Origin of the sequence: Halorubrum persicum (assembly GCF_002727125.1) — an archaeon.
Taxonomy (GTDB): Archaea; Halobacteriota; Halobacteria; order Halobacteriales; family Haloferacaceae; genus Halorubrum; species Halorubrum persicum.
Window position 1 is genome coordinate 1 of the sequence record NZ_NHOA01000031.1, and the last position, 22445, is coordinate 22445.

At 69.4% G+C, this 22445-nt stretch carries 24 protein-coding genes; 17 read left to right on the forward strand and 7 right to left on the reverse strand.

Annotation, left to right across the window (positions count from 1 at the left end):
• From DJ69_RS04745 to DJ69_RS04755, 3 genes are all read right to left on the reverse strand, one after another.
• Positions 1-287, reverse strand: a 287-nt coding sequence (locus DJ69_RS04745; RefSeq protein ID WP_144050387.1) for a DUF302 domain-containing protein, incomplete at its 3' end; no start/stop codon positions are given.
• Positions 288-446: 159 nt separating this feature from the next.
• Entirely contained in the window at positions 447-734 is a 288-nt protein-coding gene (locus tag DJ69_RS04750; RefSeq protein ID WP_099254542.1) for a DUF5789 family protein, read from the reverse strand.
• A gap of 239 nt (positions 735-973) precedes the next feature.
• Positions 974-2083 carry an aminopeptidase P family protein gene (locus DJ69_RS04755; protein ID WP_099254543.1) on the reverse strand — a complete coding sequence of 370 codons (1110 nt, stop codon included), beginning with the start codon at positions 2081-2083 and terminating at the stop codon, positions 974-976.
• A 96-nt stretch (positions 2084-2179) separates the two neighbouring features.
• Here DJ69_RS04755 and DJ69_RS18240 point away from each other — a divergent pair, with 96 nt between their 5' ends.
• Together DJ69_RS18240 and DJ69_RS04760 are read left to right on the forward strand one after the other, a co-directional pair.
• The gene (locus DJ69_RS18240; protein WP_180271725.1) at positions 2180-2323 is read left to right on the forward strand and encodes a hypothetical protein; all 144 of its coding nucleotides are present in this window, start codon (positions 2180-2182) and stop codon (positions 2321-2323) included.
• Between the two features lie 89 nt (positions 2324-2412).
• A complete protein-coding gene (locus DJ69_RS04760) occupies positions 2413-2640 on the forward strand; it encodes a DUF7543 family protein (RefSeq protein WP_099254544.1) in 228 nt (75 codons plus the stop codon).
• A gap of 68 nt (positions 2641-2708) precedes the next feature.
• Here the strand turns inward: DJ69_RS04760 and DJ69_RS04765 are convergent, their stop codons facing one another.
• On the reverse strand, positions 2709-3074 hold the full coding sequence (locus DJ69_RS04765) for a VOC family protein (RefSeq protein ID WP_099254545.1): 366 nt from the start codon (positions 3072-3074) through the stop codon (positions 2709-2711).
• Positions 3075-3199: 125 nt separating this feature from the next.
• Between DJ69_RS04765 and DJ69_RS04770 the strand changes: the two genes are divergently transcribed.
• Positions 3200-4525: an outer membrane protein assembly factor BamB family protein gene (locus tag DJ69_RS04770; RefSeq protein WP_099254546.1), complete on the forward strand. Its 1326-nt coding sequence runs from the start codon at positions 3200-3202 to the stop codon at positions 4523-4525.
• Positions 4526-4561: 36 nt separating this feature from the next.
• On the opposite strand, the gene DJ69_RS04775 is transcribed toward DJ69_RS04770, so the two are convergent.
• Complete coding sequence (locus DJ69_RS04775) at positions 4562-6010, reverse strand: tRNA(Ile)(2)-agmatinylcytidine synthase (protein WP_099254547.1); 1449 nt, start codon at positions 6008-6010, stop codon at positions 4562-4564.
• Between the two features lie 175 nt (positions 6011-6185).
• On the opposite strand from DJ69_RS04775, the gene DJ69_RS04780 reads away from it, so the two are divergent.
• Positions 6186-7157 (forward strand): transcriptional regulator, encoded by a 972-nt coding sequence (locus DJ69_RS04780; protein WP_099254548.1) that lies wholly within the window; start codon positions 6186-6188, stop codon positions 7155-7157.
• A gap of 49 nt (positions 7158-7206) precedes the next feature.
• On the opposite strand, the gene DJ69_RS04785 is transcribed toward DJ69_RS04780, so the two are convergent.
• The gene (locus DJ69_RS04785) at positions 7207-8703 is read right to left on the reverse strand and encodes a nucleotide-binding protein (protein ID WP_099254549.1); all 1497 of its coding nucleotides are present in this window, start codon (positions 8701-8703) and stop codon (positions 7207-7209) included.
• Positions 8704-8859: 156 nt separating this feature from the next.
• Between DJ69_RS04785 and ahaH the strand changes: the two genes are divergently transcribed.
• From ahaH to DJ69_RS04850, 13 genes are all read left to right on the forward strand, one after another.
• Positions 8860-9216, forward strand: coding sequence for an ATP synthase archaeal subunit H (ahaH, locus tag DJ69_RS04790; RefSeq protein ID WP_099254550.1), 357 nt, complete (start codon positions 8860-8862; stop codon positions 9214-9216).
• Between the two features lie 4 nt (positions 9217-9220).
• A complete protein-coding gene (locus DJ69_RS04795) occupies positions 9221-11401 on the forward strand; it encodes a V-type ATP synthase subunit I (protein ID WP_099254551.1) in 2181 nt (726 codons plus the stop codon).
• Positions 11402-11581: 180 nt separating this feature from the next.
• Entirely contained in the window at positions 11582-11833 is a 252-nt protein-coding gene (locus DJ69_RS04800) for a hypothetical protein (protein WP_004049078.1), read from the forward strand.
• A gap of 22 nt (positions 11834-11855) precedes the next feature.
• A complete protein-coding gene (locus DJ69_RS04805) occupies positions 11856-12434 on the forward strand; it encodes a V-type ATP synthase subunit E (RefSeq protein WP_099254552.1) in 579 nt (192 codons plus the stop codon).
• A complete protein-coding gene (locus DJ69_RS04810; RefSeq protein WP_099254553.1) occupies positions 12431-13477 on the forward strand; it encodes a V-type ATP synthase subunit C in 1047 nt (348 codons plus the stop codon). The genes DJ69_RS04805 and DJ69_RS04810 overlap by 4 nt, the downstream gene beginning before the upstream one ends.
• The gene (locus DJ69_RS04815; RefSeq protein ID WP_099254554.1) at positions 13474-13803 is read left to right on the forward strand and encodes a V-type ATP synthase subunit F; all 330 of its coding nucleotides are present in this window, start codon (positions 13474-13476) and stop codon (positions 13801-13803) included. Before DJ69_RS04810 ends, DJ69_RS04815 begins: the two co-directional genes overlap by 4 nt.
• A gap of 1 nt (position 13804) precedes the next feature.
• A complete protein-coding gene (locus DJ69_RS04820) occupies positions 13805-15583 on the forward strand; it encodes an ATP synthase subunit A (protein WP_099254555.1) in 1779 nt (592 codons plus the stop codon).
• 1 nt (position 15584) lies between these two features.
• A complete protein-coding gene (locus tag DJ69_RS04825; RefSeq protein ID WP_099254556.1) occupies positions 15585-17006 on the forward strand; it encodes a V-type ATP synthase subunit B in 1422 nt (473 codons plus the stop codon).
• Positions 17007-17153: 147 nt separating this feature from the next.
• On the forward strand, positions 17154-18818 hold the full coding sequence (locus DJ69_RS04830) for a PAS domain-containing protein (protein WP_099254557.1): 1665 nt from the start codon (positions 17154-17156) through the stop codon (positions 18816-18818).
• A 121-nt stretch (positions 18819-18939) separates the two neighbouring features.
• Positions 18940-19686: a bacteriorhodopsin gene (locus tag DJ69_RS04835; RefSeq protein ID WP_099254591.1), complete on the forward strand. Its 747-nt coding sequence runs from the start codon at positions 18940-18942 to the stop codon at positions 19684-19686.
• A 168-nt stretch (positions 19687-19854) separates the two neighbouring features.
• Entirely contained in the window at positions 19855-20718 is an 864-nt protein-coding gene (locus tag DJ69_RS04840; RefSeq protein ID WP_099254558.1) for a lycopene cyclase domain-containing protein, read from the forward strand.
• Positions 20719-20801: 83 nt separating this feature from the next.
• Positions 20802-21503, forward strand: a complete 702-nt coding sequence (locus tag DJ69_RS04845; RefSeq protein ID WP_099254559.1) for a V-type ATP synthase subunit D — start codon at positions 20802-20804, stop codon at positions 21501-21503.
• A 47-nt stretch (positions 21504-21550) separates the two neighbouring features.
• On the forward strand, positions 21551-21946 hold the full coding sequence (locus tag DJ69_RS04850) for a DUF6276 family protein (RefSeq protein WP_099254560.1): 396 nt from the start codon (positions 21551-21553) through the stop codon (positions 21944-21946).
• A 37-nt stretch (positions 21947-21983) separates the two neighbouring features.
• On the opposite strand, the gene DJ69_RS04855 is transcribed toward DJ69_RS04850, so the two are convergent.
• A complete protein-coding gene (locus DJ69_RS04855; protein WP_099254561.1) occupies positions 21984-22358 on the reverse strand; it encodes a PLD nuclease N-terminal domain-containing protein in 375 nt (124 codons plus the stop codon).
• Between the last annotated feature and the right edge of the window lie 87 nt (positions 22359-22445).

The following is a 22445-nucleotide window of genomic DNA, read 5'->3' on the forward strand; positions in this document are numbered from 1 at the left end:
ACCATGTTACACGGGAACAGCGCGCCCATCCGCCCCTCGGTCGCGTCGAGCGCGCGGTCGGCCATCTCGGGGTTGCAGGCGCCGAGGACGTAGTACGGATCGCGGCCCGCATCGGCCTTCTCGTTGAGCATCTCCGACGGGGAGAACTCGACGGGAATCCCGAACCCCGCGTCGAGACACACCTCGCGGACGCGCTCGATCGCCGACTCGTGGTCGGTTTCGAGCGTGGTCTGCGTCTCGCCGTACTCCTCGGGATCGAGCTCGTGCGGGTCGAAGGGAATCGCCATACGCCGAGTCCGTGTCGCCCGGACAAAAACCTCGCGACGGACGGGAAGGGAGACGGACCGGACGCGGGGAGGAGGGCGGAGCAGGGAGAGGGTCGGAGCGGGGAGAGAGACGGAGCAGAGAGACGAACGAAGCAGAGAGAGGCGAGAAACGGCGGACGGCTACTCGGTCGCGACTGGACCGGAACCGATTATCTCCTCGACCTCGGTCACGAACTCGCCTCGGCCCTCGAACAGCGGGACCTCCGACGCCGCGAGCACGTCGTCGAGGTCGCGGGCGCCCTCCGGCGTCCGGATCGTCGCGTCGCCCTCCTGGGCGCGCAGGTCGCTGCGCTTCGCGGGCCACGTGAGACGGGACGCGACGCGGGCGATCGGCTCGCCCGCCACGTCCGGCCCCTCGCCAAGCTCGACGGCCGGCTCCTCCGCTTCGGCCTCGTCGTTGTCGCTCATACCCCGCGCTTTCGCTCCGGCGACACTAATGGTTTCGATGCGAGCCAAGGTGCGGGGCGATTCGGCGCCGCACCGGGAGGGGCCGGCCCGCGGTCGAGGCGGTGCACCCAAAACAATTCGGTGGTGTGGTTATACGATCCGGCGACAACTGTCAGGCGGGATCGCGCACACGACTCCCGCGATGTCGTGCCGCGACGGCACGCACTGATTCCCCCGACCCCCGTCCGTTTTGACGCGTCTCACCGCCAGCCGCGGTCGGTGCCGTTCAGCCGCTCGCACCCGTCCTCGGTGACGACGACGAGGTCCTCGATCCGGCAGCCGAACCGCCCGTCGAGGTAGACCCCCGGCTCCACAGAGAAGACCATCCTCGGCTGTAGCTCCCGGTCGTTGCCGGCCACGACGTACGGCTCCTCGTGGACGTCGAGCCCGACCCCGTGGCCGGTGCGGTGGACGAACGCGTCCCCGTAGCCGGCGTCCTCGATGACCTCGCGTGCGGCCCGGTCGACCGCCTCGGCGGCGACGCCCGGTTCGACCGCCGCGACCGCCGCGGCCTGCGCCTCGCGGACGGTCTCGTGGACGCGCCGGTACTCGGCCGGCGGCTCGCCGTCGAAGACGAGGGTCCGGGTCTGGTCCGAGGGGTAGCCGTCGACTCGAGTGCCGAAGTCGAGCACGACGGGCTCTCCCGCCCGGATCTCTCGGTCGCCGTGCCCGTGGTGGGGCTTCGCCCCGTTCGGCCCCGCGCCGACGATCGTCTCGAAGGAGACCCCCTCGCCGCCGTGCGCGGCCAGCCGGTCGGCGATCTGGTCGGCGAGGGCGCATTCGGTCATCCCGACCGCGTCGGCGCCGAGGTTGCGGAGGTCCCGGACGGCCTCGTCGGCGGCGACCGCGGCCGCGCGCAGCGCGTCGACCTCGGCCGCGTCCTTCCGGACGCGGAGGGCGGCGAGCGCCTCGCTCGCGAGCCCCCACTCAGCGTCGGGCGCGGCGTCCCGGAGGTCCTGCGCGAACGTCGCCCACATCGTGTCGTCGACGAGCAGGCGTCCCTCGCGGAGCCCGAGGTCGCCGAGCAGCTCCCGGACCGCGGCGGCCGGGTCGTCGCCGTCGGCCCACGTCCGCACCGCGTCGACGGTGGTCGCCTCCCGGACTTGCGTCTCGTAGAGAGCGGGGACGAACAGGGTCGGCTCGCCGGCGGCGGGCACGACGAGGAAGAGGTGTCGCTCGCCCGGCTCCTCGACGAATCCGGTGAGATACTGGAGGTTCCGGCTGGGGAAACAGACGAGTCCGTCGGCGCCGACGCCCCGGAGTCGTGCCGCCGCGCGCTCGCGCCGTTCCGCGTGGACGTCTTCGGTCACGGTCGCCTTCGTCCCGCCGACCGCTTATAAGTAGGCACTCGTTGAGCGGGCGGCAAGCGCCTCATAACGATATGCGAAGCACCCGCACGATGATGTATGAGCAGTCAGACCGAGTCGACGTTCGACTGTCCCGAGTGCGACGTGACCGCTCCGTCGGCGTCGGTGCCGTACGACGCCCTCGGCTACGCCGTCTGTCCGGTCTGTTCGCACGCGACGGCGCCGACGGACGACGGGAACTGATCACGCCGCCGTCGAGACGCCGCTCCCGAGGCCGCACACCCCCGACGCCGAACCGCGTCGCTTTAGCCGCGCCGCGCGCGCTCTCCGGTATGCCCTGGTCAGTGGGACGCGAGGACGACGTGATCACCGAGTGGGAGCGCTCCGACGACTACGCGACGGTCCGGATCCGCGAGCGCGGCGACGGCGGGTTCGTCGCCCGCCTCGACGTGATGGAGCAGGCCGCCGACGAGTCGGCCTACGAGCGCGAGCGGTTCGACGACCGCGAGGCCGCACTCGAGCGCGCGGCGACGTGGCGCAAGGAGCGCGACGTCGAGTAACCAGAGGCGTCGACAGGGAGCGTCGACCCCACCACACCGCGACTCCGGCGAGGCGATCGAGCCGACGGTCAGGGGAGTGACACCGCGTCGTCGAGGAACGCCTGGCACTCGACGGTCCGGCCGTCCGGATCCTCCGCGAAGAACTGGTAGATGTCGTAGCGGTCGTTCCGGTGTGGCGACCCGACGGCGTCGGCTCCCGGCGCCGCATCGAGTCGCTCGTGGACCTCGTCGACGGCGTCAGGGTCCGAGTACACGAACGTGATCGTCCCGCAGTCGTCGGTGTGGTCGCGCTCGCAGAACCCGAACAGCATGTTGTCGTAACCCAATATGGCGCAGTCGGGCTGTTCGAGCCGCACCGTGGCGCCCATCGTCTCGCGATAGAAGTCGACGACTGCGTCGTGCTGCTCCGTCGCGTTGAACACGATTCCGGACATGGCTCGGAGATCGGACACGGGACACTTCACGGCACCGGGCGGCTTCGGTCGTCCCGGTCCGGAGTCCCGCGAACGCGGCGCCGAGGAGCGTGGCTTTTTATTATCGCTGGGGGTAGGAACCCAGCATGACCGAACCAACGCGTCGTGACTGGCTGCGGGCCCTCGGTGGCGCGACCACCGCGGGGGTCGCGGGACTGGCCGGCTGTTCCGGCCTCGACACCGACGGATCCGGCGAGGGCGATACGGCCGGGAGCGGGGGGTCCGGAGACGGGAGCGACGGCGAGGACGACCGACCGACCGAGGGGCCCGACGACGGGCTGTCGACGCAGTTCCGGCGAGGCCTCCGGAACACCGGGTACGTCGACGCGACGATCCCGGAAAGCGTCGAGACCGCGTGGGAGGTGCCGGCCAACCGCGGCGACCACTCGGCCTCGAAGGGGAGTCCGGTAAAGGCGCCGAACGGGGCGATCGTGCTCGCGGACGACACCGGGCGGGTGCAGTCGATCGCGCCGGACGGCTCGGTGAACTGGGCGACCTCGATCAGCGACGACGACCGCGGCAGCCACGGGACCCCGGCGATCGCGGACGGGAGCCTGTACGTCGGCACCTACGACGGCGTGGTCTCGTCGGTGGCGCTCGACGACGGCGAGATCCTGTGGCAGACCGACGCCGGCGACGCCGCCGCCGCCAGCCCGACGTACCACGACGGGAAGCTCTACGTCGCCATCGAGCACGCGACCCCGAGCGGGAGCGTCGTCAAGATGGACGCGGAGAGCGGCGAGATCGAGTGGCGCGACGAGCGCCCCACGAACCACCCGCACTCGACGGTCGCGATCGACCGCGAACGCGGTCGTCTCATCTTCGGCTCCAACGACGGCCACTGCTACGCGTGGTCGTTCCCCGACCTGGAGCGCGAGTGGGCCTACGACACCGGCGGCGACGTGAAGCTCCCCCTGGCGATCAGCGAGGGGATCGCGGTCGTCCCCTCGTGGGCCGGGACCGTCACGGGGCTCGACGTCGAGGACGGCTCCGTGTTGTGGGAGTTCGAGACCGACGGCGGCGAGACGGCGAGGGGGAGCCCCGATCCGGGAGACACGGGCGGCGTCATGTGCGCGCCGGCGGTCCACGACGGCGAGGTGTACGTCGGGAGCCACGACAGCAACGCGTACGCGATCGACCTCCAAACCGGCGAGAAGCTGTGGGCGACGCCGACTGGCGGCTGGATCACCGGGAGCGCCGTCGCCACGAACGACCACGTGCTCGTCGGCTCGTACGACGCGAAGCTGTACGCGCTCGACCGCGACGACGGGTCCGTCACCTGGACCGCCGAGGGCCGGGGCGACGTGACCAGCGCGCCCGCCGTGACCGACGACGGGATCTACTACGCGGAGCGCGCCCCCGAGGACTCCGACGAGGCCGGCATGTGCTACAAGCTGGTCGCGAGCGACTGAGGACCGCCCGCGCCGGCTTCCCTCGCCTCCCGCCGACTACCGCTCCGGGTGGACCGGTCCGTCGAAGCCGCCGCGGACGAGCGGCTTCGCGACGTGTCGCCGGGCGCTCGGCGGGACCTCGTACCAGCCGTGCTCCAGCTCCCGCTCGATCGGTTCCTCGACTTTTCCGGGCGCGTCGGTGCCGCAGTCGCGGCAGCGGTACCCCTGTCCCCGGCCCGCCGACGACATCGACCGCCCGCAGTCGGGACAGGTGGGGACGGCGGGCTCCGTCGCGACGAGGTCGCGCACGGCGAGCTTCTCCAGTTTCAGCGTCGCCGTCGGCCGGTCGCTCTCCGAGCCGTCGCCTCCGGCGGTGTCCCCGGCCGGCCGGACCTCGTGCTCGCCGCACACCGTCACCCGGTCGCCGGGACGGAGGGCGCGCACGCGGTCGCGGAACCGACCCGTCGGTTTGAACGCGACGCACCGGAGGCGTGGGCGGCCGTCGTCGCCGGGGAGCACCACGCGATCGCCGTCGGGGGCCGCCACGTCGACGTGGACGTGACCCCCCCGTTTCGTCTCCGGCTCGCTCGCAACGGTCCCGGCGACGCGGTAGCCCGCGCCGTCGCGCAGGTCGCCGATCGCACCCGGCGCGAGATGTGCGTCTGTGCCCTGATTCGTCAGGAACGTCGCGGCGCGCTCGACCGGCTCGGCGGCGATCGACTCGGCGACCTCGCGGCACGCGTCGGCGTCGTCGCCGCGGATTCCGTGGAGGATGGGGCCGGGCGCGTTCGGGACGCAGACCGCCTCGCCCGTCCCGCGGTCGACGGTGTCCCACACGGTCGGGTACCCCCGGCCCGCGGCCGCGAAGAGGCTCTCGACGTCGACGTCGCGGGGCGTGCCACAGCGGTCCAGCTCGCGGTAGGAGATGCGCTCGACGGTCCAGTCGTCGAACGCCGCCGGGGCGCCGACGGCCGCGAGCGCGCCGATCCGCCCGCGTCCCGCGACCGCCTCCGCGTCGGTCTCGCCGCCGGAGCCGAACGCCGCGTGCCGGAAGCCGTGCGCGTCGGCGAGGGCGAGGGCCTCGTCGAGCGGGAGGCGTCGCCGGAGCGCGCGGCGGGCGAACTCGGCCACGTCGGCCGGGATCGGCGGGGTGATCGACCCGAAACGGTCCCCCGCGGCGTCGCGGTCGGTCGGGTCGGCGTCGACAAAGTCGAGATCGGCGACGACGACACCGGGGGAGGTCCGAGGGTCGTCGGCCGCCGCGAACTCCCGGACGGCCTCCGCGGCGATGTCGAAGGCCGCGTCGGCGTCGAACCCGGCGACGTGGAGCGCGACAGCGGCGTTGCCCCGCGTCTTGTGCTTCACGGCGGGGTTGAGTCGGACGAGGAGGCGGCGGCGGACGCGACCGCCGGCCGCGTCGAGCCGCTCGGCCAGCCGCGCGCCGACGTACGTCGTGCACATCCCGCGCTCGCGGGAGTCGGTGTCGTCGACGGCGACGATGGGCATACGCGTCCTTTTGGGCTCCCGGACAAACCGGTTTCGGGCGTGGACGAGCGGGAGCGCCGGCGAACGGGTATATAACTGCATCGCCACCCCGATCGGGAAAAACGCAGGGTGGCAGGGGTTTCGAGTGGCTACAACTGACACAACGCATATATACGGCGAGCCGCTTGTTTCGACTATGTCCCGGACTGCGCTGATCGAGAACGTCACCGCGATGCTGGAGGACGCGGGCTTCCTCGTCAGCGACCGGTGTGCGGTCCGGCCCAAGAGCTTCGACGTGGCGGCACGCCGCGGCGAGGACCTCGTGCTGTTGAAGATCCTCGGCAACGTCGACGCGCTCGACGCGGAGACCGGCGCCGAGATGCGGCGGCTCGGCGAGTACCTGCAGGCGACGCCGATGGTGATCGGGGTCCGGACCCGCAACGAGGATCTGAAGCCGGGCGTCGTCTACTTCCGGCACGGCGTTCCGGTGATCAACCCCGACACGGGGTACGACCTGTTCGTCGAGGGGATGCCCCCGCTCATCTACGCGGCGCCCGGCGGCCTGTACGTCAGCCTCGACGGCGACCTGCTGGCCGACGAGCGCGAGGAGCGCGGCTGGTCGCTCGGCCGCCTCGCGACCGAACTCGGCGTCTCGCGCCGAACGGTCTCGAAGTACGAGGACGGGATGAACGCCTCCATCGAGGTGGCGATCCAACTGGAAGAGCTGTTCAACGAGCCGTTTTCCAGCCCGGTCGACGTGCTCGACGGGGCCGACGAGGTCCGCGACGCCGACCCCACCCCCTCTGCGCCCGAGACCGACCCGGACGACGAGCACGTCCTCCACGTCCTCACGAACGCGGGGTTCACCGTCCACCCGACCGCCCGCGCGCCGTTCAAGGCCGTCTCCGAGGACGAGGGGAGCGCCGTGACGCGGGTGCTCACCGGTCACTCGGCGTTCACGCCGGCCGCAGAGAAGCGCGCGCGGATCATGTCCTCGATCGGCGAGGTGGCCCAGACCCGCTCCGTCTACTTCACCGAGGAGGACGAGAAGCGCGAGTCGGTCGACGGCACCGCGCTCGTCTCCTGTGAGGAGCTCGCCGGCATCACCGACCCCGAGGAGATCCGCGAACTCATCCGCGACCGAGCGGAAGCCCCCTCCGAAGCCTGATCGCGGGCGGGAGACGCTCCCGCCGCTCTGACTGTTGAAACGCCGTCCGCTATCGGCCGAGCAGCCGGCTAAAGAAACCGCCGTCTCCCTCGTCGTCGTCCTCGTCGTCGTCCTCCTCGGAGAGGACGGTGTTCATCGTCCCCGTGTCGTCGTCGCGGAAGGGGACGCTGCCGGCGAGTTCGTCGTCGGGATCGGAGTCGGTCCCGTCGTTCGGTTCCGACCCCGGCCCGGATTCCGACTCCCCGTCCGCGTCGCGGGCCTCGCTCGGCGAGGGCTCCGCCGGCGTGTCGGACGCGGGCGGCTCGACCGACTCGGCGGCCTCGTCCGTATCGGCGCTGTCGTCGAGCTCGTCGTCCCCTTCGTCGAACTGGTCCGCGTCGAGGTCCGATTCGATCATCGCTTCGAGGTCGTCGCCGTCGACGTGGTCTTCGCCGACCGTCTCCGTCTCGCCGTCGACGGCGTCGTGCTGGTCCGCGGCCGGCGCGCCCGCGACATCGGACGACTCATCACCGGCGCGCTCGGCGGGTTCGTCGGTCGTATCCTCGGCGTCGGAGGCGGCCCCCTCGGCCTCCTCGATATCTTCGACGGGCGACTCCGCGGCGACGATGATGTCCTCCTCGTCGCTCGGGTCGCCGAGCCCGCCCCGATCGGCGTCGGCGACGATGATGTCTTCCTCACCCAGCGCAACGTCGTCGGGCTCGGTATCGTCGGCCTCGGCCGTCTCGGCAGGTCCGGCGTCGCCGTCCGCCGCATCGTCCGCTTCCGCGTCGCCCGCTTCCGCATCGTCGGCGTCCTCGTCGTCCGGCGCCACGGCGGCGAGCCCGGGACCGTCGATCGACGCGCCGGTCAGCGCCCGTGTCAGGTCGCGGTACGCGCGGGTCGCCGGGGCGTCCGGAGCGAAGACGGGGAGCGGCTCGCCCGACTCCACCGCGCGCAGCACCGCGTCGTCATCGGGGATGCGCCCGATCACGGGTGCGTCGAGGGTCCGGTCGACCGCCTCGATCGGAGCGTCGTCCGCGGCGGTCGCGGGGTCGAGACGGGTGATCGCGGCGCCCGCGACGGAGCCGCCGAGCCGCTCGGTCAGCTGGCGCGTTTTCTCGGTGTCTCCGAGGGCGCTCTGTTCGGCGGTGGAGACGAGCAGGGTCTCGTCCGCGAGCCCGAGCGGGAGCGTGGAGTCGTGCGAGAGCCCCGCGCCGGCGTCGACGAGCACGTAGTCCGCGTCGTCGAAGGCCTCGACGACGTCGCGGAGCCCGGAGGGGTCGGCCGCCGCGTACGCGTCGAGGTCCGCGGCCCCCGGGACGACACGGAGCCCGGACGGTCCCTCGTGGACCGCGTCGGCGGGCTCGGCCGCTCCCGCCAACACGTCGTGGAGGGTGATCCCGCCGGAGGGGACTCCCACGGCCGCCGCGAGGTTCGCCATGCCGAGATCGGCGTCGATCGCGACGACATCGGCACCCGAGTCGGCCAGGAGCGTCGCAACCGCGGCGGTCGTGGTGGTCTTCCCGACCCCACCTTTCGCCGACGCGACCGCATACACCGTTGCCATACGGTGAGGGTCCGGCGACTGGTACTTAAATGTAGGCGGCGACAGCGCGATCGGAGCCGCGTTCCGGCGCGATCGACCGTCTGCGTCGCCGGAAGCGCGAGCACACTTTCGCAAACACCTTATACGTCGCTTGTAGAGTTTCAGGCGATTAGTAGCATGGCGAGACCAGAGGTGCTCAACTCGATCAAGCAGGCCGAACGGGACGCGGATGAGATTATCGCGGAGGCTGAGTCGGACGCCGACGAGCGCCTCGCTGAGGCTCGAGAGCGCGCGGACGAGATCCGCGCCGAGGCCGAGGAAGCGGCGGAATCCGAGGCCCAAGAGCGGCTCGAATCGGCCCGCGAGGAGATCGAGGAACGCCGCGAGGAGATCCTCGAATCGGGTCGTGCCGACCGCGACGAGCTCGAACGCGAGGCCCGCGACCGCGTGGACTCGGCCGTCGACTACGCCGTCGAACGGTTCGAAGAAGCGGTGAACCAACAGGCCGAGGAGGCGGTGGATGCTCAGGCCTGAGCGGATGAGCAAGGTGTCGGTGACGGGCTCGAAGCGCGTCATCGACGACGTGATCGAGGCGACGTACGAACACCACTCCCTGCACGTCACCGACTACGACGAGCGCTACGAGGGCTTCTCGCCCGGCGAGTCGCTCGACGGCGCGGAGACCGTCAACGAGAAGCTCGTCACTGTGCGCTCGCTAGAGAGCATCCTCGGCGTCGAGGGGGACGAAGTCGACGGGGCCCGCCCGCTCGACGACGAGGCGCTCGAGTCGGAGCTCGCCGACGTGCGCGAGCGCGTCAACGATCTCAACGACCGCCGCGACGACCTCCAAGCCGAGATCCGCGACCGCGAGGAAGAGATCGAGCGGATGGAGCCGTTCGCGGACCTGGGCATCGAACTCGACCTGCTCGGCGGGTACGACTCGCTCGAAGTGATCGTCGGCGAGGCGAAGCCGGACGCGGTCGAGGCGACGCTCGCCGACGCGGACGGGATCGACGCCTTCGACGTGTTCGCCGGGAGCGACGTCGTCGCGATCTTCGCGCGCCCCGCCGACGGGGCCGACGAGGGCGTCCTGCAGGACTCGCTCGTCGGCGTCGACATCGCCCTGCTGGAGGTTCCGGAGGCGGACACCAGCCCGGGCGAGTACGTCGCGGAGCTGGAGCGCGAACGCGAGGCGCTCCGGAGCGACCTCGAGGAGGTCGAAGCGGAGCTCGACGCGGTGCGAGAGGAGGCCGCCGGCTTCCTGCTGCGCGCCGAGGAGCAGCTCACCATCGAAGCGGAGAAGAAGCAGGCGCCGCTCTCCTTCGCGACCACCGAGAACGCCTTCATCGCGGAGGGGTGGGTTCCGACCGAGACGTTCTCCGACCTGAAGGCGGCCGTCACCGACGCGGTCGGTGACCACGCCGAGGTCGAGGAGCTGGAACGCGCCTCCTTCACCCCCGACGGCGACCACCACACCGAGGCTGTCGCGGACGGCGGCGCGGAACCCGCGGCGGCCACGGACGGCGGCCACGCGGCTCACGGCGACGACGACCCGCCGGTCGTTCAGGACAACGGGAGCGCGGCCGGCCCCTTCGAACTGCTCGTGCAGGGGTTCGGGCGGCCGAAGTACTCTGAGTTCGACCCGACGCTGCTAGTGTTCCTCACGTTCCCGCTCATGTTCGGCTTCATGATCGGCGACGTGGGGTACGGCGTGCTGTACGCCGCGATCGGCGCCTTCCTGTACAGCAGGTACGACGGGACCTTCCGCGAACTCGGCGCCGTCGCGCTGTGGGCCGGCGGCTTCACGATCCTGTTCGGGATCTACTTCGGGATCGACGTGTTCGGCTACCACGCCTACCAGCTGCTGCCGGGCGACGTCCACTGGCCCGTCGACGGGAAGGGGCTCTCGCCCGCCGACATCGACTGGGCGCTGTCGTTCCTGGTCGCCAGCGTGCTGTTCGGGCTCGTCCACCTGAACGCGGGGCACGTCCTCTCGTTCGTGAGCAACTACCAGCAGCACGACCTGAAGCACGCCCTCTACGAGGGCGGCTCGTGGCTGCTGATCCTCAACGGCGCGTGGATCTGGGTCTTCAGCCAACAGCTCCCCGGTCCGAAGCCGGACTTCCTCTACGAGTCGTTCTCGCTGCTCACGTTCGGGATGGTGTCGTTCGACACCTTCCCGGTCCCGGTCGAGGTCGGCTACGTCGCCATCGCGGCCATCCTGCTCGGCATCGGCCTGCTCGCGGTCGGTGAGCCGCCGGAGCTCGCGGAAGTGCTCTCGCCGATCGTGAACGTCATCTCGTACGCGCGGATCATGGCCGTCCTGCTCGCGAAGGGCGGGATGGCGCTCGCCGTGAACCTGCTCGCGTTCGGGGCGTATATCGGCGAGGGTGGAGAGGGGAGCTTCCACTTCATCTTCAGCGCCGACTACCTCGAGTACATCCAGAGCCACCCCGAAGAGTACGAGCTCGTCTTCGCCGGGATCACGACCGCGTTCGATCCGGCATCGATCGGCGCGGTCGGGATCGTCGCGCTCGTCGGTGGGATCCTGGTCGCGGTCGTCGGTCACATCGTGGTCCTGGCGCTCGGGGTCACCTCCGCCGGCATTCAGGCGGTGCGTCTCGAGTACGTGGAGTTCTTCGGGAACTTCTACCAGGGCGGCGGCGACTCGTACCTGCCGTTCGGGTACGACCGGCAGTACACCGCCGACGAGGAGTGACGGTCGCGGGCCGCTCCGCGACCCGCCTCGCGGACACCGCATGAGGTTCGGAGTTCGCCGTCGTTAGTCGCATTTCTCTTCCGCGTTAGGGGCGCTCTATTCGGTCGTTTTGGGAAGCTTTATGACCACTGTGGCGGCAACTAGCAACTGTTCGGAGACGAGCAACCGCAACTACTACCAATGCTTGAAGCTACCAACGAACTCGGGAACGTCGCACTGCAGGCCGGTGGAACGCTGACTGACGCCAACGCCGCGGCAGCTCTCGCTGTCGGGCTGGCGGCGCTCGGCGCGGGCTACGCCGAGCGGGGAATCGGTTCCGCGGCCGTCGGCGCGATGGCCGAAGACGACGATCTGTTCGTCAACGGGCTCATTCTGACGGTCCTCCCCGAGACGATTGTCATTCTTGCACTCGTCGTCGTCTTCATCGTCTAAGCGGCACCCCCTTTCCACACCAATGAGTTTGGACACTGTCGTTGAGGACGTTCGAGACGAAGCCCGCGCGCGTGCAGAGGAAATCCGTGAGGCGGCGGAGTCCGAGGCGGACGAGATCGTCGCCGAGGCGGAGGCCGATGCCGAGCGCATCCGCGAAGAGCGGCTCGCCGAGGTCGATCGACAGATCGATCAGGAGCGTGAGCAGACGCTCTCCTCGGCCAAACTCGAGGCCAAACAGGAGCGGCTCGGGGCCCGTCGTGACGTCTTGGAGGACGTCTACGACGACGTCGAGGCCGCCATCGAGGAGCTCGACGGCGACCGCCGCCGCGAGCTGACCGAGACGCTGCTCGACGCGACCCTCGCGGAGTTCGACGACGACGAGAGCGTCGCCGTCTACACTCGCGCCGAGGACGTCGAGCTCGTCGAGGAGCTCGTCGAAGACCGCAACGCCGCGGTTGACGGCGAAATCGACTGCCTCGGCGGTATCGTCGCGGAGAGCGACACCTCTCGCGTTCGCGTGAACAACACGTTCGACTCGATCCTGGAGTCCGTCTGGGACGACGAGTTGAAGAACATCTCGGAGCGACTGTTCGACCAATGAGCGCCGTCGGGAGCTCGAACCCAGAGTACGTCGTCGCGCGGGTTCGTGCCCGCCGCGGCAGCCTCTACGGTGACGAGGAGTACCGGAAGCTGACCCGGATGGGCCCGGCGGAGATCGCCCGGTTCATGGAGGAGTCGAGCTACGGCGCGGACATCAACGCCCTCGGCAGTCGCCACGGCGGCGTGGACCTGATCGAGTACGCGTTGAACCGGAACCTCGCCGGGCAGTTCGACGACATCCTCGACTGGAGCGAGGGGTCGCTGTACGACCTGATCGCCCGGTACCTCCGCAAGTTCGACGCCTGGAACGTGAAGACGGTCATCCGCGGCGTCTACACGGACGCGGACCAGTCGGCGATCGAAGTCGACCTGATCCGCGCCGGCGAGTTCGACGACCGACGGATCCGGCGGCTGCTCGAGGCCGACTCGATCGACGCGGTCGTCGAGGTGCTCGAAGACACCATCTACGGGGACCCGCTTCGAGAGGCGCACGCCGAGTACGAGGAGACGGGCGTGCTGGTGCCGCTGGAGAACGCCGTCGACCGCGCGTTCTACGAGCGGCTCCTGTCGGGGCTGGGCAACGACGAGCCCACCCGCCAGTACGAGGCGTTCCTCAAGGCGGAGGTCGACTTCCGGAACGCGGCGAACGCCCTCCGGCTCGCCCGGTCGGGCGCGGATATCGACCCCGCGGCGTACTTCATCGAGGGCGGCGAGCTGTTCACCCGGGGGTCGCTCGCGCGACTCGCGCGGAACCTCGACGACCTCGTCGAGTACATCGCTGACAGCCAGTACGGCGACGAGCTCGGGCCCGCGCTGCGCGAGCTCGAGGAGGCGGGCAGCCTCATCGCGTTCGAGCACGCGATCGACGCCGCCCTGTTGGCTTACAGCGACCGGCTCGGCACGATTCACCCGGTGTCGGTCACGCCGGTGATCTCGTACATCCTCGCGAAGGAGCGCGAGGTCGAGAACATCCGGGCGATCGCCCGCGGGAAGGAGGCCGGTCTGTCGGCCGACCAGATCGAATCGGAGCTGGTGATAACATGAGCCAGGAGATCGCCGTCGTCGGGAGCCCCGAGTTCACCACCGGATTCAGGCTCGCCGGCGTGCGGAAGTTCGAGAACGTACCGGACGACGAGAAGGACGAGCGGCTCGACGACGCCGTCGAACGGACCCTCGAAGACGAGGGGACCGGCATCATCGTGATGCACGACGACGACCTCGACCACCTCTCGCGGGGGACCCGCGAGACGGTGGAGGGGAGCATCGAGCCCGTGCTCGTGACTCTCGGCGGGTCCGGCGCCGGCAGCGGCGGGCTGCGCGACCAGATCAAACGAGCCATCGGGATCGACTTGATGGAGGAGGACGACTAATATGAGTAAAGCAGAATCCACGGAGACCACCCCAAGCGAAGACGGTGTTATCCAAAGCGTGAGCGGTCCGGTCGTGAGCGCCCGCGACCTCGACGCCCGCATGAACGACGTCGTCTACGTCGGCGACGAAGGCCTCATGGGGGAAGTGATCGAGATCGAAGGCGACATCACGACCATTCAGGTGTACGAGGAGACCTCCGGGGTCGCCCCCGGTGAGCCCGTCGAGAACACGGGCGAGCCGCTGTCGGTCGACCTTGGTCCGGGTATGCTGGACGCCATCTACGACGGCGTTCAGCGTCCCCTGGACGTGCTGGAGGGCAAGATGGGCAGTCCGTACCTCGACCGCGGGGTCGACGCGCCCGGCATCGACCTCGAGAAGGAGTGGGAGTTCGAGCCCACCGTCGAGGTCGGCGACGAAGTCGGCCGCGGCGACGTGGTCGGCGTCGTCGAGGAGACGGTCACCATCGACCACAAGGTGATGGTGCCGCCGGACGCCCTCGACGAGGGCGAGACCACCGAGGTCACCGCCGTCGAGTCGGGCTCGTTCGACGTCACCGAGACGGTGGCCGAGCTCGCCAACGGGACGACCGTCTCGATGCACCAGGAGTGGCCCGTCCGCGAGGCGCGCCCCTCCGCGAACAAGAAGACGCCCCGGACGCCGCTGGTGTCCGGTCAGCGCATCCTCGATGGCCTGTTCCCCATCGCGAAGGGCGGGACGGCCGCGATTCCGGGGCCGTTCGGCTCCGGGAAGACGGTCACGCAGCACCAGCTCGCGAAGTACGCTGACGCCGACATCATCGTCTACGTCGGCTGCGGCGAGCGCGGCAACGAGATGACCGAGGTCATCGAGGACTTCCCGGAACTCGAGGACCCGGCCAACGGCAACCCGCTGATGGCCCGGACCTCGCTCATCGCGAACACCTCGAACATGCCCGTCGCGGCGCGTGAGTCCTGTATTTACACGGGGATCACGATCGCCGAGTACTACCGCGACATGGGGTACGACGTGGCGCTGATGGCCGACTCCACCTCGCGGTGGGCGGAGGCCATGCGCGAGATCTCCTCCCGGCTGGAGGAGATGCCCGGCGAGGAGGGGTACCCCGCGTACCTCGCCGCCCGGCTCGCGCAGTTCTACGAGCGCGCCGGCTACTTCGAGAACGTCAACGGGACGGAGGGCTCCGTCTCGGCGATCGGCGCGGTGTCGCCGCCTGGCGGCGACTTCTCGGAGCCGGTCACGCAGAACACGCTGCGCATCGTGAAGACGTTCTGGGCGCTCGACGCGGACCTGGCGGAGCGCCGCCACTTCCCGTCGATCAACTGGAACGAGTCGTACTCGCTGTACAAGGACCAGCTCGACCCGTGGTTCGAAGACGAGGTCGCCGACGACTGGGCCGAGAAGCGCCAGTGGGCGGTCGACGTGCTCGACGAGGAGACCGAGCTGCAGGAGATCGTCCAGCTCGTCGGGAAGGACGCCCTCCCCGACGACCAGCAGCTCACCCTCGAGGTCGCGCGGTACCTGCGCGAGGCGTACCTCCAGCAGAACGCGTTCCACCCGGTGGACACCTACTGCCCGCCGGAGAAGACGTACCTCATGCTGACGACGATCGAGACGTTCAACGACGAGGCGTTCAGGGCGCTCGAAGCGGGCGTCCCCGTCGAGGAGATCGTCGACACCGATTCCGCACCCCGGATCAACCGGATCGGCGTCCAGGAGGACTACGAGGAGTACGTCGAGGAGCTCAAAGCGGAGATCACCGAGGAACTCCGGAGCCTCTACTAACATGAAAGAGTATCAAACCATCACCGAGATCAGCGGTCCCCTCGTGTACGCCGAGGTCGACGAGGCCATCGGCTACGACGAGATCGTCGAGATCGAGACGGCACAGGGGGAGACGCTGCGCGGACAGGTGCTCGAATCCTCGGAAGGCGTCGTCGCCATCCAGGTGTTCGAGGGCACCTCCGGTATCGACCAGAACGCGTCCGTCCGCTTCCTGGGCGAGACGATGAAGATGCCCGTCACCGAGGACCTGCTCGGACGGGTCCTCGACGGCTCCGGTCGCCCGATCGACGACGGTCCGGAGATCGTTCCCGAGGAGCGACAGGACATCGTCGGCGCGGCGATCAACCCGTACTCGCGGGAGTACCCCGAGGAGTTCATCGAGACGGGCGTCTCCGCGATCGACGGGATGAACACCCTCGTTCGCGGCCAGAAGCTCCCGATCTTCTCGAGCTCCGGTCAGCCGCACAGCGAGCTGGCGATGCAGATCGCCCGGCAGGCCAGCGTGCCCGAAGAGGAGGAGGGCGACGACGAGGAGAGCTCCGAGTTCGCCGTCATCTTCGGCGCGATGGGGATCACGCAGGAGGAGGCGAACGAGTTCATGCAGGACTTCGAGCGCACCGGCGCGCTGGAGCGCTCCGTGGTCTTCATGAACCTCGCGGACGACCCCGCCGTCGAGCGGACGGTCACCCCGCGGATGGTGCTCACCACGGCCGAGTACCTCGCCTTCGAGAAGGACTACCACGTCCTCGTCATCCTGACGGACATGACCAACTACTGCGAGGCGCTCCGCGAGATCGGGGCGGCTCGCGAGGAGGTCCCGGGCCGACGCGGCTACCCCGGGTACATGTACACCGACCTGGCGCAGCTGTACGAGCGCGCCGGCCGGATTCAGGGTCGTGAGGGCTCGGTCACCCAGATCCCGATACTCACGATGCCGGGCGACGACGACACCCACCCGATCCCGGACCTGACCGGGTACATCACGGAGGGGCAGATCTACGTGGACCCCGACCTCAACAGTCAGGGCCTGCAGCCCCCGATCAACGTCCTCCCCAGCCTGTCGCGGCTGATGGACGACGGGATCGGCGAGGGGCTCACCCGCGAGGACCACGCCGACGTGAAAGACCAGATGTTCGCGGCGTACGCGGAGGGCGAGGACCTGCGCGACCTCGTGAACATCGTCGGGCGCGAGGCGCTCTCGGAGCTCGACAACAAGTACCTCGACTTCGCGGACGCGTTCGAGTCGGAGTTCGTCGACCAGGGCTTCGACCAGAACCGCGACATCGAGGAGACGCTGGAGATCGGCTGGGACCTGCTCTCGATGCTCCCGAAGGACGCCCTCAACCGGATCGACGAGGAGTTCATCGAGGAGTACTACCGCGAAGACGACTCCGAGCGCGAAGTCGTCGAAGCGGCCGACTGATCGCGGCTGCTCTCTTTCCGCTCTTTCGCACGCCGTCCCGACCAGCGGCGGCAGCGCGCGACTCGCCGGGAACGTGAGTCGATCGGCCTCCGACCGGACACCCCCGGTTACCCCACACGTTTTGGTTGTCCGACACATTGAGAGTGTATGACACGCCCGGGGCTCCAGACCGACGCGGGGACCGAACGACCGGCGCGTGCGTCTGGAACGGTGACATCGGCGAGTACCGAGACCGTCGATGAGGCGCTCAAGACCCGTGCGATGGACGAGGCGCCGGTCGGGATCACGGTTGCGGACGCGACGCAGCCGGATATGCCGTTGATCTACGTGAACGCCGCGTTCGAGCGGATGACGGGGTACTCGCCGTCGTACGCGGTCGGACGCAACTGCCGGTTCCTGCAGGGGGAGGCGACGCGGGAGAAGCCGGTCGGGCAGATGCGTGCCGCCATCGAGGACGACGAGGCGACGACGGTCGAACTCCGCAACTACCGACGGAGCGGCGAGCTGTTCTGGAACGAGGTGACGATCGCACCACTGCGGGACGACGCCGGTGAGGTCGCGTACTACGTCGGCTTTCAACAGGACGTCACGCGTCGCAAGCGCGCCGAGCAGGCGGCCGCGAACCGGGCGGCGCGGATCGAACACGAGCGGGTCGCGCAGGCGCGCCTCTTGGAGCGGTTGGACGGCGTCGTCGCCGACGTCACCGAGGCGGTAACGCGGGCGTCGTCCCGCGAGGACCTCCGGCAGGAGGTGGTTCGGAGCATCGCGGACACGTACACCGGGGCGTGGATCGGAACGTACGACCCGGCGACCGAGGCGATCGAACCGCGAGCGGCGGCCGGCGAGGTCGGTCCGGAGACCGGACGGATCAGTATCGCGACCGCCGACTCCGACGGGCAATCGGTCAAGCGGGCCGTCGCGGCGGCGATCGACAGTCGGCGCGTACAGCTCGAACCGATCGGCCCGGACGAGGAGGGCGAGGCGTCCGCGGTCGCCGGGGTGCCGCTCTACTTCGGCGGAGCGGTTTACGGCGTCATCGCCGTCTACGCACAGACCGAAGCGTTCCGGCGGCACGAGCGCGACGTACTGACTGCGCTCGGGCGGACCGTCGCGCTCGGGATCAACGCGCTCGAGAGCCAGCGGACCCTCCGGGGCGAGGGCGTCGTCGAGTTCGAACTGGCGTTCCGCGGGCACCCGCTGGGCTCGTTCGCCGAGGCGCTGTCCTGCTCGCTCCGCCACGCGGGGACCGTCGGCGACCGCGACGAGCGGTCGCTGCTGTTCGAGACCGACGGAGCGGCGGGCGTCGACGCCGAACGCATCCGCGCGGCCGGCGAGGCGGCGGGCGTCACGGTCCACGCGGTTCTCGCCGCGGAGACCGACGTTCCCGTGATCGAGGTGTCCGTGGAGGAGACGGAGCTGGAGGAGTTGCTCAGGGAGTACAGCGGCGAGGTGTGCGGCTGGGCGGTCGAGGAGAACGTCGCGGTCGTAACGATCGAGGTCGGTCGAGAGGCGTTGGCGCGGTCGCTCGCGACCGATGCGATGGAGCAACTGCCGGACGCAGACCTCCGCAGCTACTGCCGGCGTGAACAGACGCGCCAGACGCCCCGCGGGTTCGCCGCGGAGATCGAGTCGCAACTGACGGAGCGACAGCGGGCCGCGCTGATCCGCGCGTACACGAGCGGGTACCTCGAGTGGCCACACGAGACGAACGGAGAGGAAATCGCCGACTCCATGGGCGTGACCCGGTCGACGTTTCACCAGCACCTGCGAGCGGCACAGCGCAAGATCGCGACGGCGATCTTCGAACGCTGAACGGGCTCGATCGACGGCGAACGCCTGCCGTTAGGGAAGTTTCGTCCGGGTCACTCGGACGGCCACACTAGTTGTGTACGCCGCTTACATCTGATCTTTCCATATGTTTACGTGCGCCATGATGGCACAACCCGGTAGCGAAGGGATCTGGCTCTGGATAGGGACGCTAGGTATGCTCCTGGGGATGGTGTACTTCATCGCCAGGGGGTGGGGGGAGACCGACAGGCGGCGGCAGGAGTTCTACATCGTGACGATATTCATCACCGCCATCGCGTTCGTCAACTATCTCGCGATGGCGCTCGGATTCGGGCTGACGACGGTGACGCTCGGCGGCGAGGAGCTGCCGATATACTGGGCCCGGTACACCGATTGGCTGTTCACGACGCCGCTCCTGCTCATCGACCTCGGCCTGCTCGCCGGAGCGACCCGTAACCAGCTCGCGTCGCTGGTCGGCCTCGACGTGCTGATGATCGCCACCGGGGCGATCGCGACGCTGTCGACGAGCGCGGCCGTGCTCTCCGCGGGCGGGACGCGGCTCGTCTGGTGGGGCGTCTCCACCGGGTTCCTGCTCGTGCTCCTGTACATGCTGTACGGGTCGCTCGACGAGAAGGCGTCCGAGCTGTCGGGGTCGGCCGCGTCGACGTTCAGCACCCTCCGGACGCTGATCGTCGTCGTCTGGCTGGTGTATCCGGTCTGGTGGATCCTCGGCACCGAAGGGTTGCAGATCATCTCGCTCAACGTCGAGACGGCGGGATTCATGGTGCTCGATCTGGTCGCGAAGGTCGGATTCGGGTTCATCCTGCTGTCGAGCCGCGAGGTCCTCGACGCCGCCGGCTCGGCGACCGCGGAGCCCGGAGCGGCGGACTAACGGGGGCCGACGCGCGACCGACATTCCGGACGGGATCGGCGCGCCACACCCGGCTCGGGACGCCGGTCGGTGTCGACCGGCGGAGCGGCGAGGTGCTCGATCGATGATGCGTCGGTCCGTCCGACGCGTCGTGTGAACCGATCCGTGCGGTCACCGCGGTTACCACCAATGAACGTTCCGTTCACCTACGTCCAGTTTCACCTCGCGTTCCTCGTCCCGGCCGTGCTGTTCCTCGTCGCGACCGGCTTCGTGAGCCGGTCGTCGAGCGACGGAAGCGAGACCGGCCAGTCGCACGGCTGGCGACACTACTGGGCCGGCGTGGTCATCATCACGGCCGTCGCGCTGGCGTACACGACCCCGTGGGACAACTACCTCATCGCCAGAGGAGTGTGGTGGTACGGTGACGGGCGAACAGCGCTGCGGATCTGGAACGCCCCGATCGAAGAGTACCTGTTCATCGTCGTCCAGCCGTGGCTGACCGCGTTGTGGCTCTCGCACTTCGATGCCGACAACTCGTGGGAACTATCGGCACGCCCCGTGGCGGGGCGGGTCGTCGGAGTCGGGGCGGCGCTCGCGGTCGGCCTCGCCGGATGGCGACTGCTCGGCACCGACGGGGGGTTCTACCTCGGTGCGGTCCTCGCGTGGTCGGCGCCGGTGGTGGCGCTGCAGTGGGCGGTCGGGGGGCCGCAGCTCTGGGCCCGTCGGCGGGTCGTCGCGCTCGGAACGCTGCTCCCGGCGCTGTACCTCTGTCTCGCCGACCGGATCGCCATCGAGTTCGGCGTCTGGGTCCTCTCCGCCCGGTACACCACGGGAGTCGCGATCGGAGGACTTCCGATCGAGGAGGCGACGTTCTTCCTCGTGACGAACCTGTTCGTCGTACAGGGAGTGATCCTCTACCGGCTGGTGACGATCCGGTGGGCGACGGGGACGGCGGGCGACGAGCAGTCGGCCGCCGGGCGGGCTTCCGGCGATGGGGAGCGGGGACGCGTCGGTCCCGGCGTCGACGGCGAGTTCGAGGACGCCGGCGGCTGACAGACGAGAGAGCGACGAACGCTGGAGTCCGTCGACGAACAATAAAAGGTTAACAGGCTCGGTTCGTTATCTCCCTCCAATAGATGGCCAAGGACGTCAAACCGACACGCAAGAACCTGATGGCGATCGAGGACCGCATCGAGCTCTCCGAGCGCGGTCACGACACGCTCGAGCAGAAGCGTGACGGCCTCATCATGGAGTTCATGGACATCCTCGATCAGGCGCAGGACGTCCGGTCGGACGTGTCCGAGAACTACGAGACGGCCCAGCGCAAGATCGACATGGCCCGGGCGATGGAGGGCGACGTCGCCGTCCGCGGCGCGGCCGCGGCGCTGAAGGAACACCCCGAGATCACGACCCAGTCGAAGAACATCATGGGCGTCGTGGTCCCGCAGATCGAGTCCTCGAAGGTGCGGAAGAGCCTCGACGAACGCGGCTACGGGCTGCTCGGCTCCTCCGCGCGGATCGACGAGGCCGCGGACGCCTACGAGGAGCTGTTAGAGAAGATCATTCTCGCCGCCGAGGTCGAGACGGCGATGAAGAAGATGCTCACGGAGATCGAGACCACCAAGCGCCGCGTGAACGCGCTGGAGTTCACGCTCCTCCCGACCCTGTACGAGAACCAGGAGTACATCGAGCAGAAGCTCGAAGAGCAGGAGCGCGAGGAGATCTTCCGCATGAAGAAGATCAAGGCCAAAAAGGAGGAAGAGGAGGCGGAAGCGGAAGCCGAGGCCGCCGCCGAGGCCGCAGCGGCCGAAACCGGAGACCCGGAGCCCGCGGACTGACCCCGGCCGCCCGCTCGCGCGTCTAGCAGTCAAATCGATTCGTCTCTATGTCTTGTCCCCACTGCGACGCCGCCGTCGTCGCGTTCGCCGTCCCGCCCGCGCTCCGCGAGCACGCGCCGGCTCCGACGACGGCGATCTGCACGCGGTGTCTCCGGACGTACCCGGCCAGCGACGCCCCGACCGACGAGCGCGCCACCGACGGGTCCGGTCCGGACTTCTCGGCGGTCGACCCCGCGTTCCCCGCCGGCGAGGCGGGTATCGCCCTCGCGCTCGCCTGCGGGCAGCTGGAGTCGCTGGCGCTCAACCGGGCGTCGATCGAGGCGCTCGTCGCGCACGCGGAGCGGTCGGGGGCGGACGCCTTCGCCTTCTTCGAGCGACTCGACGCCGCCGACGCCGCGTTCGACCTCGAACGGCGGCGGTCGGCGTTACTCGATCTGCTGTAGCCGAGCTCCCACGGTCGCCGTCGAAGGCGCCGCCCGCTCACCGATCGTCGTCGATGTCGATCCCGTCCGGATCGTTCCACTCGTTCTCTCCGTCCGCCCCGTCGCTGCCGTCGTCCGCCTCGGTCCCGGCCGGGCCGAGCCCCTTCTCCCCTCGCCGCCGCTCGTGGACGGCGAGACCGGCCGTGCGCGAGTCGCTCCCCGGCGCGTAGGGGTCCTCCGACGGGTCGTAGTCGCGCTCGCCGCGCTCGAAAACGTACGCGAAGAAGCCGAAGAGCGGGACGAAAAAGCAGATGAGCGCCCACTTATTCCGATTCATCCCGTGGTTCGGCGCGTCGAGGTAGGCGTAGGCGGCGAACGCGACGAGCCAGCCGAGCGGGACGCCGACGAGGATGACAGCGACGAACGGCTCCATACTTCCGCTTCGGGCTCATCGGCTTAAACACACGGGTGGTGACGGGGAACGAGTCGACGGGGCCGAGCGGACACCCGTCGGCCGACC